The organism is Salmonella enterica subsp. arizonae, assembly GCF_008692845.1.
GTDB classification, from domain to species: domain Bacteria; phylum Pseudomonadota; class Gammaproteobacteria; order Enterobacterales; family Enterobacteriaceae; genus Salmonella; species Salmonella arizonae.
The window spans coordinates 346,770-359,287 of the sequence record NZ_VXJW01000003.1; the positions used below are offsets into that span (position 1 = coordinate 346,770).

14 protein-coding genes and 4 pseudogenes are annotated in these 12,518 nt (G+C 51.0%); 4 read left to right on the forward strand and 14 right to left on the reverse strand.

Features of this window, described 5'->3' with window-relative positions; all coding sequences use genetic code 11:
* Positions 1 to 29: 29 nt before the first annotated feature.
* On the forward strand, positions 30 to 299 hold the full coding sequence (locus tag F4V61_RS08830; protein WP_001196292.1) for a YfhL family 4Fe-4S dicluster ferredoxin: 270 nt from the start codon (positions 30 to 32) through the stop codon (positions 297 to 299).
* Between the two features lie 80 nt (positions 300 to 379).
* On the opposite strand, the gene acpS is transcribed toward F4V61_RS08830, so the two are convergent.
* The 11 genes and pseudogenes from acpS to F4V61_RS22600 all read right to left on the reverse strand — a co-directional run.
* Positions 380 to 775 carry a holo-ACP synthase gene (gene acpS / locus F4V61_RS08835; protein ID WP_038394857.1) on the reverse strand — a complete coding sequence of 132 codons (396 nt, stop codon included), beginning with the start codon at positions 773 to 775 and terminating at the stop codon, positions 380 to 382.
* Complete coding sequence (gene pdxJ / locus F4V61_RS08840) at positions 775 to 1,506, reverse strand: pyridoxine 5'-phosphate synthase (protein ID WP_000818961.1); 732 nt, start codon at positions 1,504 to 1,506, stop codon at positions 775 to 777. The genes acpS and pdxJ overlap by 1 nt, the downstream gene beginning before the upstream one ends.
* Positions 1,507 to 1,517: 11 nt before the next feature.
* On the reverse strand, positions 1,518 to 2,246 hold the full coding sequence (recO, locus tag F4V61_RS08845) for a DNA repair protein RecO (RefSeq protein WP_024131787.1): 729 nt from the start codon (positions 2,244 to 2,246) through the stop codon (positions 1,518 to 1,520).
* Between the two features lie 11 nt (positions 2,247 to 2,257).
* Positions 2,258 to 3,163 (reverse strand): GTPase Era, encoded by a 906-nt coding sequence (gene era, locus F4V61_RS08850; protein WP_000021199.1) that lies wholly within the window; start codon positions 3,161 to 3,163, stop codon positions 2,258 to 2,260.
* On the reverse strand, positions 3,160 to 3,840 hold the full coding sequence (rnc, locus tag F4V61_RS08855; protein WP_001068341.1) for a ribonuclease III: 681 nt from the start codon (positions 3,838 to 3,840) through the stop codon (positions 3,160 to 3,162). Before rnc ends, era begins: the two co-directional genes overlap by 4 nt.
* Before the next feature lie 273 nt (positions 3,841 to 4,113).
* Positions 4,114 to 5,088 (reverse strand): signal peptidase I, encoded by a 975-nt coding sequence (gene lepB / locus F4V61_RS08860; protein ID WP_038394854.1) that lies wholly within the window; start codon positions 5,086 to 5,088, stop codon positions 4,114 to 4,116.
* Between the two features lie 16 nt (positions 5,089 to 5,104).
* A complete protein-coding gene (gene lepA, locus F4V61_RS08865; RefSeq protein ID WP_012209904.1) occupies positions 5,105 to 6,904 on the reverse strand; it encodes a translation elongation factor 4 in 1,800 nt (599 codons plus the stop codon).
* Between the two features lie 181 nt (positions 6,905 to 7,085).
* Positions 7,086 to 7,379 (reverse strand): hypothetical protein, encoded by a 294-nt coding sequence (locus tag F4V61_RS22160; protein WP_220535525.1) that lies wholly within the window; start codon positions 7,377 to 7,379, stop codon positions 7,086 to 7,088.
* Positions 7,310 to 7,453 (reverse strand): annotated as a pseudogene (locus F4V61_RS22645) (hypothetical protein); the annotation flags it as partial. The gene F4V61_RS22160 and the pseudogene F4V61_RS22645, both read right to left, overlap by 70 nt.
* A 131-nt stretch (positions 7,454 to 7,584) precedes the next feature.
* The gene (locus F4V61_RS22650) at positions 7,585 to 9,015 is read right to left on the reverse strand and encodes an NEL-type E3 ubiquitin ligase domain-containing protein (protein WP_349251641.1); all 1,431 of its coding nucleotides are present in this window, start codon (positions 9,013 to 9,015) and stop codon (positions 7,585 to 7,587) included.
* A 135-nt stretch (positions 9,016 to 9,150) separates the two neighbouring features.
* A pseudogene (locus F4V61_RS22600) lies at positions 9,151 to 9,579 on the reverse strand (E3 ubiquitin--protein ligase); the annotation flags it as partial.
* Between the two features lie 167 nt (positions 9,580 to 9,746).
* Here F4V61_RS22600 and F4V61_RS08880 point away from each other — a divergent pair.
* Together F4V61_RS08880 and F4V61_RS22060 are read left to right on the forward strand one after the other, a co-directional pair.
* Positions 9,747 to 10,250 (forward strand): annotated as a pseudogene (locus F4V61_RS08880) (phage tail protein); the annotation flags it as partial.
* A 47-nt stretch (positions 10,251 to 10,297) separates the two neighbouring features.
* Positions 10,298 to 10,827: pseudogene (locus F4V61_RS22060) on the forward strand (tail fiber assembly protein).
* Positions 10,828 to 10,947: 120 nt separating this feature from the next.
* Here F4V61_RS22060 and F4V61_RS08890 read toward each other — a convergent pair.
* From F4V61_RS08890 to F4V61_RS08900, 3 genes are all read right to left on the reverse strand, one after another.
* Positions 10,948 to 11,166, reverse strand: a complete 219-nt coding sequence (locus tag F4V61_RS08890) for a PagK family vesicle-borne virulence factor (RefSeq protein ID WP_080161324.1) — start codon at positions 11,164 to 11,166, stop codon at positions 10,948 to 10,950.
* A 206-nt stretch (positions 11,167 to 11,372) separates the two neighbouring features.
* Positions 11,373 to 11,606 carry a tail fiber assembly protein gene (locus tag F4V61_RS08895; protein ID WP_077946361.1) on the reverse strand — a complete coding sequence of 78 codons (234 nt, stop codon included), beginning with the start codon at positions 11,604 to 11,606 and terminating at the stop codon, positions 11,373 to 11,375.
* 114 nt (positions 11,607 to 11,720) lie between these two features.
* Complete coding sequence (locus tag F4V61_RS08900; RefSeq protein ID WP_058819030.1) at positions 11,721 to 12,239, reverse strand: hypothetical protein; 519 nt, start codon at positions 12,237 to 12,239, stop codon at positions 11,721 to 11,723.
* A gap of 65 nt (positions 12,240 to 12,304) precedes the next feature.
* Between F4V61_RS08900 and F4V61_RS08905 the strand changes: the two genes are divergently transcribed.
* Positions 12,305 to 12,511, forward strand: a complete 207-nt coding sequence (locus F4V61_RS08905; protein WP_048908581.1) for a DUF4060 family protein — start codon at positions 12,305 to 12,307, stop codon at positions 12,509 to 12,511.
* Positions 12,512 to 12,518: the final 7 nt, after the last annotated feature.

The window sequence follows — 12,518 nt, forward strand, 5'->3', positions numbered from 1 at the left end:
CCGATTTATGATGTTTTGAGAGTTTCCTGATGGCCCTGTTAATCACCAAAAAATGTATTAATTGCGATATGTGCGAGCCCGAATGTCCGAATGAGGCGATTTCAATGGGTGACAGCATTTACGAGATTAACAGCGACAAATGCACCGAGTGTGTAGGTCATTACGAAACGCCGACTTGCCAGAAAGTCTGCCCGATCCCTAATACCATTTTGCAGGATCCCACCCATGTCGAAACCGAAGAACAGTTGTGGGATAAGTTTGTCCTCATGCATCACGCGGATAAACTCCAGGCCAGTTAACGCGTTTCCGGCGCAACAAGGCCTGATGACGCTACGCTTATTGGGCCGACAAAATGTCAGCCCGTGGGCCTGCAAGATCGCTATCCGGCAGAAATCTGACTTTCCAGAATGACCGTGGCGCAGGCGTAGTGGCGTTCATCGGCTAACGTGACATGCATGTGCGTCACACCGAGTTTTTCCGCCAGCGTTAACGCCTCTCCCCACAGCCGCAGGCGGGGTTTTCCCAACTCATCGTTAAACACTTCGAACTGATTAAACGCCAGGCCGTTACGTATACCGGTCCCAAAAGCTTTCGCTGCCGCCTCTTTTACCGCAAAACGCTTGGCGAGGAAACGCACCGGCTGTTGATGCGTCTCCCAAATAGCCCACTCGTTAGCGCTGAGCACACGCCTTGCCAAACGTTCGCCGGAACGGGAGATCACCGCCTCAATGCGGGCAATCTCTACAATATCCGTCCCCAGTCCAAGAATCGCCATTAACCGCGCGCTTCCAGCATCAGACGTTTCATTTCAGCCACCGCCTCTTTAAGGCCACTCATCACCGCCCGACCAATAATGGCATGACCGATATTGAGCTCGTGCATTTCCGGCAGCGCGGCAATGGCTTTGACGTTATGGTAAGTCAGACCATGACCAGCATTCACTTTTAGACCCAGACGAACGGCCAGGGTCGCGGCGCTGGCAATACGCGCCAGCTCCTTTGACTGTTCCGCATCGGTTTTCGCGTTGGCATAGCAGCCGGTATGAATTTCGATAAACGGCGCGCCCACTTCCGCCGCCGCGTTGATTTGCGCCTCATCGGCATCGATAAAGAGTGAAACCTGGATGCCAGCGGCCGCCAGACGCGAACAGGCATCGCGCATTTTATCGCGCTGTCCGGCCACGTCCAGACCGCCTTCGGTGGTGACTTCCTGGCGTTTTTCCGGCACCAGACAACAGAAATGCGGTCTGGTTTCCACGGCGATCGCCAGCATCTCTTCGGTCACCGCCATCTCCAGATTCATGCGCGTATGCAGCGTCTGACGCAGAATGCGCACATCGCGATCGCTAATGTGACGACGATCTTCGCGCAGGTGTACGGTAATGCCGTCCGCGCCCGCCTGTTCAGCAATAAACGCCGCCTGTACCGGGTCCGGATAATCGGTGCCGCGCGCGTTACGTAACGTGGCGATGTGGTCAATATTGACGCCTAACAGTAATTCAGCCATGACAATCCTCGTTAATCTTTTTTCATTTTTACTGTGCGTTTGGGCATAAACCGCCGGAACAACTCCCGGCTTTTTAACGGTTTTCCCCCAAGATACGGCTTTAACGCCATACGGGTAAAGCGTTTCGCGGCACGCAGGGTATCTACATCCGGAAATTCCCGCGCCTCCAGCGCTTTCAGGTGCCGTCCGGTAAAGGTGTTATTATCAATGACGACGCTGGCGATAAAGCCTTTTTCTTCGCGGTAGCGGTAGGTCATGGTGTCATCCACCTGCTCGCCGCTCCCCGCGCAGTGGGTGAAATTCACGCCGTAACCCAGATGCCCCAGCAGCGCCAGCTCGAAACGCCGCAACACCGGTTCAGGAGAACCTGTTGTTCCCGCCAGCGCCTGAATGCAGTTCAGATAATCAAAAAAAAGTTCGGAGAAACGCGTTTCATATTCCAGTACGCGAGAGAGGAGTTCGTTGATATACAGGCCGCTATAGAGCGTAATACCGTTTAACGGCAGCGCCAGAGAAACCGCCTCTGCGCTGCGCAGGGTTTTAACCTCGCCGCGTCCGCTGTAGCGGAGCAACAATGGCGTAAAAGGTTGCAACGCGCCTTTCAGATTCGAGCGTTTAGACCGCGCGCCTTTGGCGACAAGACGCACGCGCCCCGACTCTTCCGTGAAGACGTCCAGCATCAGGCTGGTTTCGCTCCAGGGGCGACTATGCAGGACAAATGCGCGCTGCCACCCTTCCACGCAGTGTTAACTCACAGGTCGTCTACGTAACCGAGACTGCGCAGCGCGCGTTCGTCGTCGGCCCAGCCGGATTTCACTTTCACCCACAGTTCCAGATGTACCGGCGCTTCGAACATCTCTTGCATGTCTTTACGCGCTTCAATACCAATGGTTTTGATTTTGGCGCCTTTGTTGCCAATCACCATCTTCTTTTGCCCTTCACGCTCAACGAGGATCAGCCCGTTGATGTCATAGCCGCCGCGCTCGTTGGTAACAAAACGTTCAATCTCAACAGTGACGGAATACGGCAGCTCGGCGCCGAGAAAACGCATCAACTTTTCACGGATAATTTCAGACGCCATAAAACGCTGAGAACGATCGGTGATGTAATCTTCCGGAAAATGGTGAGTAGCTTCCGGTAAATGTTTACGCACGATGCTGGCAATGGTATCGACATTCATGCCGGTTTCAGCAGAGATCGGCACGATATCGAGAAAGCTCATCTGGCTTGCCAGGAACTGGAGGTGCGGCAGCAAATCGGCTTTTTCCTGCACGTTATCCACTTTGTTAACGGCGAGAATAACCGGCGCTTTGCCATCGCGCAGTTTGTTCAGGACCATTTCGTCGTCCGGCGTCCAACGAGTGCCTTCCACAACGAAAATCACCAGCTCAACGTCGCCAATCGAACTGCTCGCCGCCTTATTCATCAAACGGTTAATGGCGCGCTTTTCTTCTATATGCAGCCCTGGGGTATCGACATAGATTGCCTGATATGGGCCTTCGGTATGAATACCGACAATGCGATGACGCGTGGTTTGCGCTTTACGGGAAGTGATCGAAATCTTCTGCCCAAGCAGCTTGTTCAGCAGGGTGGATTTACCAACGTTCGGACGTCCGACAATGGCGATAAATCCGCAATAAGTTTTTTCGATGCTCATTCCAGCTCCAGTTTTTTCAGCGCCTGTTCGGCGGCAGCCTGCTCCGCCTTACGACGGCTGGAACCCGTGCCAACCACCGGTTCACTCAGGCCGCTGACCTGGCAGTGGATAGTAAATTCCTGATCGTGCGCCTCGCCGCGTACCTGCACAACCAAATAAGATGGCAGCGGCAGATGGCGCCCCTGCAAATACTCTTGCAAGCGCGTTTTCGGATCTTTTTGTTTATCGCCCGGACTTATCTCATCCAGACGGGTTTTATACCAGTTAAGGATTAACTGCTCGACGGTCTGGATATTGCTATCGAGAAATACTCCGCCGATTAACGCTTCAACGGTGTCCGCCAGAATAGACTCACGACGGAATCCGCCGCTTTTTAATTCGCCCGGCCCTAAACGCAGACACTCGCCCAAATCAAATTCACGGGCTAATTCCGCCAGCGTATTACCACGCACTAACGTGGCGCGCATACGACTCATATCTCCCTCATCCACCCGTGGAAAACGGTGATAAAGCGCGTTAGCGATAACGAAGCTCAAGATTGAGTCGCCTAAAAACTCCAGGCGTTCGTTATGCTTACTGCTGGCGCTGCGGTGAGTTAACGCCTGCTGCAACAGCTCCTGATGATTAAAAGTGTAGCCCAGCTTCCGTTGAAGCCGATTAATTACGATGGGGTTCATGCGATACCAATAAATGAATGCGTCAACAATCCAGCACACGAAACAGACCTGATACACGTCATCTGTCCTGCCGCATCGCTGCGGCGGAAAGAGGGTTGTCTATAACCAACGCTGTTTCGTGTGCCGTGGCGGCCAAACGGCGCCAACCTAAAACTTCGGGGGAATATTCTATACACAACGACAGGGGATGTCGTTAGTCTGAGGGAATTTATCGAGGAAATAATTCACGCTGCCGCTAAAAAGACGACAGCGTGAACGATCATTTCGCCACAGTTAATGAATACCGCCGATACGGCTCAGCCGTACGCCTGTCGGCCACTCCCCTTCCTGCTTGTCAAAACTCATCCAGATAGCGACCGCTTTACCGACCAGATTCGCTTCCGGAACAAATCCCCAGTAACGGCTATCCGCGCTGTTATCGCGGTTGTCGCCCATCATGAAATATTGTCCCGGCGGTACAACCCAGGTCGCCAACGGTTGCCCTGGCTGTTGATAATACATGCCTAACTGATCCTGAGCTATCGGCACCATCAGGATGCGGTGCGTCACATCGCCCAGCGTCTCTTTACGTTCAGTCAGGCGAATGCCGTTTTCTTTCGTCTCGTTTAACGGAACCTCAAAGAAACCGCTGGTCGCTTCTCCGCCATTGCGACGGGCAAAGGTCTGCACAAAATCGCTCGGCTCAACGTTAGAGTAGGTAACCGGCAGCGCATTTTCGCACGCCTGACCGGAGCTACAGCCTGGCTGAATCGTCACCTCTTTCGCAATCGGATCATAAGTGATTTTATCGCCCGGCAAACCGACTGCGCGTTTGATGTAATCTAACTTAGGATCTTCCGGATATTTAAATACCACAATATCCCCGCGCTTTGGATGACCAGTTTCAATCAGGGTCTTCTGGTAAATCGGATCTTTAATACCGTAGGCAAATTTTTCCACCAGAATAAAGTCGCCGATAAGCAATGTCGGCATCATCGAACCTGACGGGATCTGAAAGGGTTCATAAAGAAATGAACGAACGATCAGAACAATCGCCAGAACAGGGAAAACCGATGCCCCGGTCTCCAGCCAGCCCGGCTTAGGCGCCACTTTATTGAGCGTGGCGTTATCCAGCGCATCTCCCGTTGCCGTTTGCACGGCAGCCTGACGTGCCCGACGTTTTGGCGCGAATACAAACTTATCAACGCACCATAAAATGCCCGTCACTAGTGTGGCTATCACCAGAATCAGGGCAAACATGTTCGCCATGCCAACTCCTTAGGGATTATTTATTGTCTTTACCGACATGCAGAATGGCGAGGAACGCTTCCTGAGGCAGCTCAACGTTACCGATCTGCTTCATACGTTTCTTACCTTCTTTCTGTTTCTGCAGCAGTTTTTTCTTACGGCTGATATCGCCGCCGTAGCACTTCGCCAGAACGTTTTTACGTAACTGTTTTACCGTCGAACGGGCAATAATATGCGTACCAATCGCCGCCTGAATCGCGATATCAAACTGCTGGCGCGGAATCAAATCTTTCATCTTATCGACCAACTCGCGGCCACGATTCTGCGCGTTGTCACGGTGTGTAATTAACGCCAACGCGTCCACGCGTTCGTTGTTTATCAACACATCGACACGCACCATGTCAGATGCCTGGAAGCGCTTGAAGTTATAATCCAGAGACGCATAGCCGCGCGAGGTGGATTTCAGGCGATCAAAGAAATCAAGCACCACTTCCGCCATCGGGATTTCATAGGTCAACGCCACCTGGTTACCGTGGTACACCATGTTAGTTTGTACGCCGCGTTTCTCAATACACAGCGTAATAACGTTACCTAAATAGGCCTGAGGTAACAGCATATGACATTCGGCGATAGGCTCGCGCAGTTCATAAATATTATTCAACGGCGGCAGCTTGGAGGGGCTATCGACATAGATAATCTCTTTCGCCGTCGTTTCTACTTCATAAACCACGGTTGGCGCAGTGGTGATCAAATCCAGATCGTATTCGCGCTCCAGGCGCTCCTGAATGATCTCCATGTGCAACAGACCGAGGAAGCCGCAGCGGAAGCCAAAGCCCAGCGCCGAGGAATTTTCCGGTTCATAGAACAGTGAGGCGTCGTTCAGGCTCAGCTTACCGAGCGCGTCGCGGAAACTTTCATAATCGTCGGAGCTGACCGGGAACAGTCCCGCATAGACCTGCGGTTTGACCTTCTTAAAGCCCGGCAGCGCTTTTTCCGCTGGGTTACGCGCTGAGGTTAAAGTATCGCCAACCGGCGCGCCGAGAATATCTTTAATGGCACAGACCAGCCAGCCTACTTCGCCGCACTTCAGCTCTGTGCGATCAACTTGTTTCGGCGTGAAGATCCCCAGGCGGTCAGCATTGTAGGTCTGCCCGGTGCTCATCACTTTAATTTTGTCGCCTTTACGCATAGTGCCGTTTTTAATGCGCACCAGCGATACCACGCCTAAATAGTTATCGAACCAGGAGTCGATAATCAGCGCCTGTAGCGGACCGTCCGGGTCGCCTTGCGGCGGCGGGATGTCGCGAACCAGACGTTCCAGAACATCAGTCACGCCAACACCAGTTTTGGCGGAGCAGCGTACCGCGTCCGTCGCATCGATACCGACAATATCTTCAATTTCTTCCGCGACACGCTCCGGATCGGCGGCCGGCAGGTCAATCTTATTAAGCACCGGCACCACTTCAAGATCCATTTCCATCGCGGTGTAGCAGTTCGCCAACGTTTGCGCTTCTACGCCCTGGCCGGCATCCACCACCAGCAGCGCGCCCTCGCAGGCAGCCAACGAACGGGAGACTTCATAGGAAAAGTCAACGTGTCCCGGCGTGTCGATAAAGTTCAGTTGATAAGTTTCACCATCAGACGCTTTAAAATCCAGCGTCACACTCTGGGCTTTAATAGTAATACCGCGCTCACGCTCAAGATCCATAGAATCAAGTACCTGAGCTTCCATTTCACGGTCAGACAGGCCACCGCAGATCTGGATAATACGGTCAGACAACGTCGATTTACCGTGGTCAATGTGAGCAATGATGGAGAAATTTCTTATGTTCTTCATAAATATGAATTTTTCAACTCGCTATGCTGATAAATTTTTCTTGATGGACACAGCGGTGGACATTCCACAATAACTACCCCATCAACGACTGGCGTGCATATTACACTGTAGCTATGAAATCGTCAGCATACGATCTGCTGATCAACATACGATGTTACATCACAATAGTGGTCTGTACGATCTATAAACCTATAAACAAGGTTACAGTCAGTCCTGATATAAACAGCAGGCAGCCTACCAAAGCATGTTCTTGCATACAACGTGGTTGCGGTACCCTGTACTGTCGGAAATGTGAAAAATCAGGGTGCAGATTTAATTGAACCTGGCACTTAACCTGAAGCAGGTCTTCATAGCGGGTGGTATATCGGGTGATAGCTTCTCCCTCTTCATTTCCCACTGTTGCTGGATACCCGGCCCGGCGAAGTACAGCCTTCCCCTTACCATCTTTTGCATTAAGCTGGTCCAGCACTTCCATAAGTTTTTCACTGTCGGCGCACGGGGCGTCATCTCTTCCAGACTGGTCATCACACTGTTGTGATATATCAGCATTTATGGGGAACAGAAAATCAGGGGGCTTTCCCGCTATTCCCCTGTGCATTATCTGTGCTGTCTGATATTGTTTATCCGGAAATCTCTTTGTCGCACCGCACCCCATTCGCCTGGCGCGGTGAATATCGTGCTCAGTTAAGACGCCACCGGGCTTTCACTTTCAGATAGCTACCCAGCATCTCCTCCACAAGAGGGCGCAGGCCATTCAGAAATTCCTTTTTCGCACTCTCCATCGCCCTTACTCCGATAGTGCGCTCTGCATCGGTATTACCGACCAGCCCGGACGGTTTCAGCTCTGTATCAGACAGCATCTGGTACGTGTGCTCATAGTCCGATATTTGCTTTTCACGAAGCGCGTTAAAGCGTTCCGGCTCTTTGCGTTCCAGCACGCTGTGTAACGGGCCCCACTGCAGTAACCACTCACTGAACTCGCGTTTTTCGGCGGCTTTCACCTGACGCTCAGCGCTCCGAAGGTCTGAAGCCGTCACGCCGGATACGCCAAAGAAACGCATTTTTGCCGTCACGCTGGTCAGCCCGAGTGGTTTCTTCAGCTTATTCTGATACGCCAGATAAACCTCAATTTCATCAACGAAAGCCAGCGTTCTGGCCTTTTCCCGGGCAATCCGTTCCAGCATTTCCATACGGAACATCTCACGCCCCGTGGAAACCAGCCCCGGGAGATTGTTATCGTATACTCCTTTTTCTGCATTATGTACCAGCTGTACATTCTTCATATGGTGCAGAGCAAGTGTGATCCGGTCCTGGCAGCTTGATGTTGCCTCGGTTGCCATGGCAAAAGTTTTTGCTCTCAGCACATCATCTTCAGCCAGCAGGGCCAGCCAGGACGATATCTGTGCCTTAAAGCCCGCGTCCTTTTCGAAGTTTTCCGTCTCACGCAGTCTGTCCAGGAAGAGGCTGAAGGCGGCGGCGTTATCTTCCTGTCCGGACGCATGCCATCTGTCTGCAGGGTCCGGTTCCCCCTCCCGTTCAGGCGTCAGCCAGTCAGCGACCGCCAGGTGCAGTGCCCGGGCTTCCCGGGGGACGGAAGGCCCCGCCATATCGAATCGTATCCTGGGGCCTGAATAGTCAGGAGCGCTGGTTATGTCCCGCAGAGTCTGCAGAGTGCGTTCAGACAGCGGATTCCCTGCCAGATCTACGGTTGCCTCTGAGGACAGACCAGTGATACTTTCCGGCAGGCTGGCCAACTGGTTATGAGAGACCGACAGATCCCGCAGTCCTGGCGGCAGCGCCGGCAGGCTGGGCAGTTGGTTACGATAGGCCCACAGCGTCTGTAGTCCTGACGGCAGCGCCGGCAGGCTGGCCAGCTGGTTATTAAAGACAGACAGCTTCCATAGTCCTGACGGCAGCGGTGGCAGGCTGGTCAGCTGGTTATAAGAGACCGACAGCTCCCGTAGTCCTGACGGCAGCGCCGGCAGGCTGGTCAGATTATTATCAGGAATAAACAGTATTGTAATATGCGGTGGTAAATGGTCTGGTAAGGTGGTAAGACCTGCTCTTTCCACGCAAAGCACTGGATTGCCGTTCTTCAGACAGTCACGCATTTTCTTTACCGCTGCTGCGCGGCCGCGTGCCTCTCCTTCTGGCGCCGCCCTTTGCCATGCTGACCAGACAGCATAATACTCTGCTGCCGTCTGTGGCGCCGTTGTGGCAGGAAGGCAGGATGTCCCTTCCGCGTGTTCTGTGCGTTCCTCTCCCGGTTCTGTTGCCATCGTTAAGTGATGTGTTTCACTGTACCCCTGGCAATTCACGGTATAGTTCCCGGCGTCGTCCAGGGTGACTGATAATATCTCCTGGTTGTCTTCATCCAGGATACAGTAGTGGTTTTCCCCATGCAGGCCGGAATGAATGTTTTCCTCGCATCCGGCATACGCGAGCGTCCTGAGCTGTCCAAATCTGCTGACCACATCCTCCCGCGTCGTTCCGGCCGGCGGGTGACAAATCGTCCGGATGCACTCCAGCGCTTCAGTCTGATGCGTTGAGCAAAAAAATGCCTTACTTTTTTCCCAGGAGCTCATTTCAGGGGGGGTATCAAACCGGGCGATAAGGTAAATGCGGTGGTTACTGATGGTGGCGGGACGACATCCGCTTCCAACATAAAAGGGCATAACAAAAAACCTTTATAAATTTACACATAGTATCTGTCCGGCAGACATCATCTCCCCCTGGTCTTAATTTCACAATAAGGTTATCGGCGGATCCATGGTCGTCCCGCCATGGCGCTGAGGGATCTCCATAAATCTGCGCTAATAAACCAACACCATATTCTGGTAGTTACGCTCCTATACAGGGACAAGCGTTTGATAAGAGCGCATACCCGTTACTGGCTATAGCGTATCCGTCCGGTGTTATCCCGGATATGCGAGGCGGGACAATCAAGGGGAAACCCGCCAGCGGGCGCGCAGTGTTGTCACAGGAAATGGACGGCAACAAATCGCACAGTCACAGCGCTAGCGCGCAGGACGCCAATCTGGGAACAAAAGGCACGTCATCATTTGATTACGGCACGAAATCGACCAATACAACGGGCAACTATACTCACCAGTTCGGCGATTATATCAACTCATACTGGGGAGATTCAAATCACACCTCATTTCAACCTGGAAATGGTACCTGGACACAGGCCGCTGGCGACCACGCCCATACAGTTTATATTAGAGCACATGACCACACCGTATATATCGCTCCAGACGGACACGTCGTTATTGTGGACGCAGACGGTAATGCGGAAACCACGGTTAAAAACATTGCATTTAACTATATTGTGAGGTTAGCGTAATGGTTTTTAAAATGAGCGAACAGGCGTAGACAGTTAAGGTTTTTAACCTGCGTTCAGATATAAATGAGTTTATTGGGGCCGGAGAGGCGTATATTCCTCCGCACACCGGATTACCAGCAAATTGTACTGATATAGCCCCTTCTGACATTCCGGCCAGTCATATTGCTGTATTTGACGCTGAAACCCAGACGTGGAATCCGAAAGAAGACCATCGCGGCGAGACGGTTTACGACATAACAACCGGTAATCAGGTTTATATCTCCGAACCCGGTCCGTTACCTGAAAATATCACATCAGTTTCACCCGAGGAGAATACCAGAAATAGGATGGTAAGGCGTGGGTGAAGGTTGAAGCAGCGGAAAATGCGGCCCGGCTTCGCGAGGCTGAAGAGACCAACAGCCGCCTTTTGCAAATGGCATAAAGAAAAATTGCGCCGCTTCAGGATACGGTTGATCTTGGAATTGCAACAGAGGATGAGAGAGTACAGCTCGACGAATGGATAAAATATCGGGTTCTGGTAAACCGTGTGGATACAACAAACCCAGACTGGCCGAAAAAAACTGACAATCATCTATAAATTGAATTATTCTGACAACTCAGACCACCGCGATATGTTGGCGGTGGCCTGAATAATCATTTCATCAAGTGATGAGGTTATCACAACCATACATTATAAAATGTGGTTGTTTCTAAAAGATTAATTTTGCCAACAGTATTGATACATGGCAGGTGGTATCGGGCCTCCTCCTTCAAGCAAGTCCTGACCAAATTTACTCATACCCGGGAGAGGCTTGTGAGGTATATCATTAGCTTTTGGAGGAGCTTTAGTATCACTGGCGGCCATGGCAGATGTCGAAAAAGCTGCAGCCGACAATGCAAAAGTCAGGACTAAAAATATGTTCTTAACGTATTTCATAATATCACCAGTTAAGTAGTGAAACACTATCCTTACTGCTACGGCATCCTTTATTACAGATAGTAAACGTTATTCATTACCACCAAGTGAGTAAATAAAAACCATTTAGAAAAAATTTACTTTAAATAAAAATGATAAGCTATATTATATCTTCTATAGAAATTAATTCATATGTGAGCACATGTACTCTTCAAATCCTGACTGATTCATCCTTCTGGAGGAGCAGGCCAGATAATATTATCAGGAGTGGTTGTTATATCAACCAACTTAACCTCATTCTTGTTCGCAAGCCACGCCGACCGTTTATTCCTGTTGGCGTCGCTGGTTTCACCAAGCATTAAATCTGTACGCCAGTCAGCACGAGACAGCAGGCGCTGCCGCTTATTTTCAGCGGCCTGAATAAGATCTTCATGCATCGGTGGTGGATTAATAATTTCCATGACTTCTGATTATTAATACAAGCCCTTCTTTGATATATAAGTCTTGCGTAATATAAGCATCATAAGTATATACGGCGTTATTTTTGTCTTTATAATACTCCATCATTATCATTTTTATATCAGCTCCGTCCAGGACTGTAATGCAGGGGAAGCTCCGGTGGCTTCCACAAGGTAAGTGGCACCATTGGGAACAATAAAGAATGCCATTGCTATAGATGTATTAGACGCTGTTGAACCACCATCACCGAACTCTATTCCATTGACATGCGTATATAAAACGGTTGAATAACCACCAGAAATTCGGACATACACCGCAATCGGGAAACCGGTTGAACTGGTATAAGTGACTTCAGCACTACGCGAAGCTCTTAGATCCTGTATTTTCTGACCTTTACCAAGAGACGGGTACGTCTGTATTGCATTAGTCACAGCCGCCTGAGTCATGACTAAGGAACCTGCCCCCATTGAATTTACAAGCTTAACAAGACCTGCATTTGCTGTGGTCGCGCCGTCTGCGGTGTATCTTGATGCTACCAGACTATATGCGGCCAGAGCCTGATTAAGCACATAATTTACAGCGGTGGTTGTTGTTGCAGTCGTTGAATCAGAAGCGCCTGTATTGCCACTGAGCATGACAATAAGGGCAGTACCCGGGAAACAACGAACGATATCGTCACCTCACTGGGGATTTAGTGATGATGAAACTTATTAACAGAAGCAAGCAATCACCAGTCGATCGTCGTGCATGTGATGTTGCACTGGCGGCGCGCCATGAGAGCTTCGACGATTACGGCAGGCAAAAGCACGTTACCCACTACATCGTGGTTGAGCAGACTTTAGAGGTCGCTGTTCTGAGCTTAACGTCTGTTTTAACTGAAACGCCGCATTCTACACTACAACGCTAAGGCGGGG

Bases quoted from the DNA above. Each gene is read 5' to 3' on its own strand.
- F4V61_RS22160 (WP_220535525.1), bottom strand. From the start codon at position 7,379: ATGGAAGTGCTGGACCAGCTTAATGCAAAAGATGGTAAGGGGAAGGCT.
- acpS (WP_038394857.1), bottom strand. From the start codon at position 775: ATGGCGATTCTTGGACTGGGGACGGATATTGTAGAGATTGCCCGCATT.
- lepA (WP_012209904.1), bottom strand. From the start codon at position 6,904: ATGAAGAACATAAGAAATTTCTCCATCATTGCTCACATTGACCACGGT.
- F4V61_RS08905 (WP_048908581.1), top strand. From the start codon at position 12,305: ATGAAACTTATTAACAGAAGCAAGCAATCACCAGTCGATCGTCGTGCA.
- rnc (WP_001068341.1), bottom strand. From the start codon at position 3,840: ATGAACCCCATCGTAATTAATCGGCTTCAACGGAAGCTGGGCTACACT.
- F4V61_RS08895 (WP_077946361.1), bottom strand. From the start codon at position 11,606: ATGGAAATTATTAATCCACCACCGATGCATGAAGATCTTATTCAGGCC.
- F4V61_RS08900 (WP_058819030.1), bottom strand. From the start codon at position 12,239: ATGCTCAGTGGCAATACAGGCGCTTCTGATTCAACGACTGCAACAACA.
- F4V61_RS22650 (WP_349251641.1), bottom strand. From the start codon at position 9,015: ATGCGTGACTGTCTGAAGAACGGCAATCCAGTGCTTTGCGTGGAAAGA.
- pdxJ (WP_000818961.1), bottom strand. From the start codon at position 1,506: ATGGCTGAATTACTGTTAGGCGTCAATATTGACCACATCGCCACGTTA.
- lepB (WP_038394854.1), bottom strand. From the start codon at position 5,088: ATGGCGAACATGTTTGCCCTGATTCTGGTGATAGCCACACTAGTGACG.
- F4V61_RS08890 (WP_080161324.1), bottom strand. From the start codon at position 11,166: ATGAAATACGTTAAGAACATATTTTTAGTCCTGACTTTTGCATTGTCG.
- F4V61_RS08830 (WP_001196292.1), top strand. From the start codon at position 30: ATGGCCCTGTTAATCACCAAAAAATGTATTAATTGCGATATGTGCGAG.
- era (WP_000021199.1), bottom strand. From the start codon at position 3,163: ATGAGCATCGAAAAAACTTATTGCGGATTTATCGCCATTGTCGGACGT.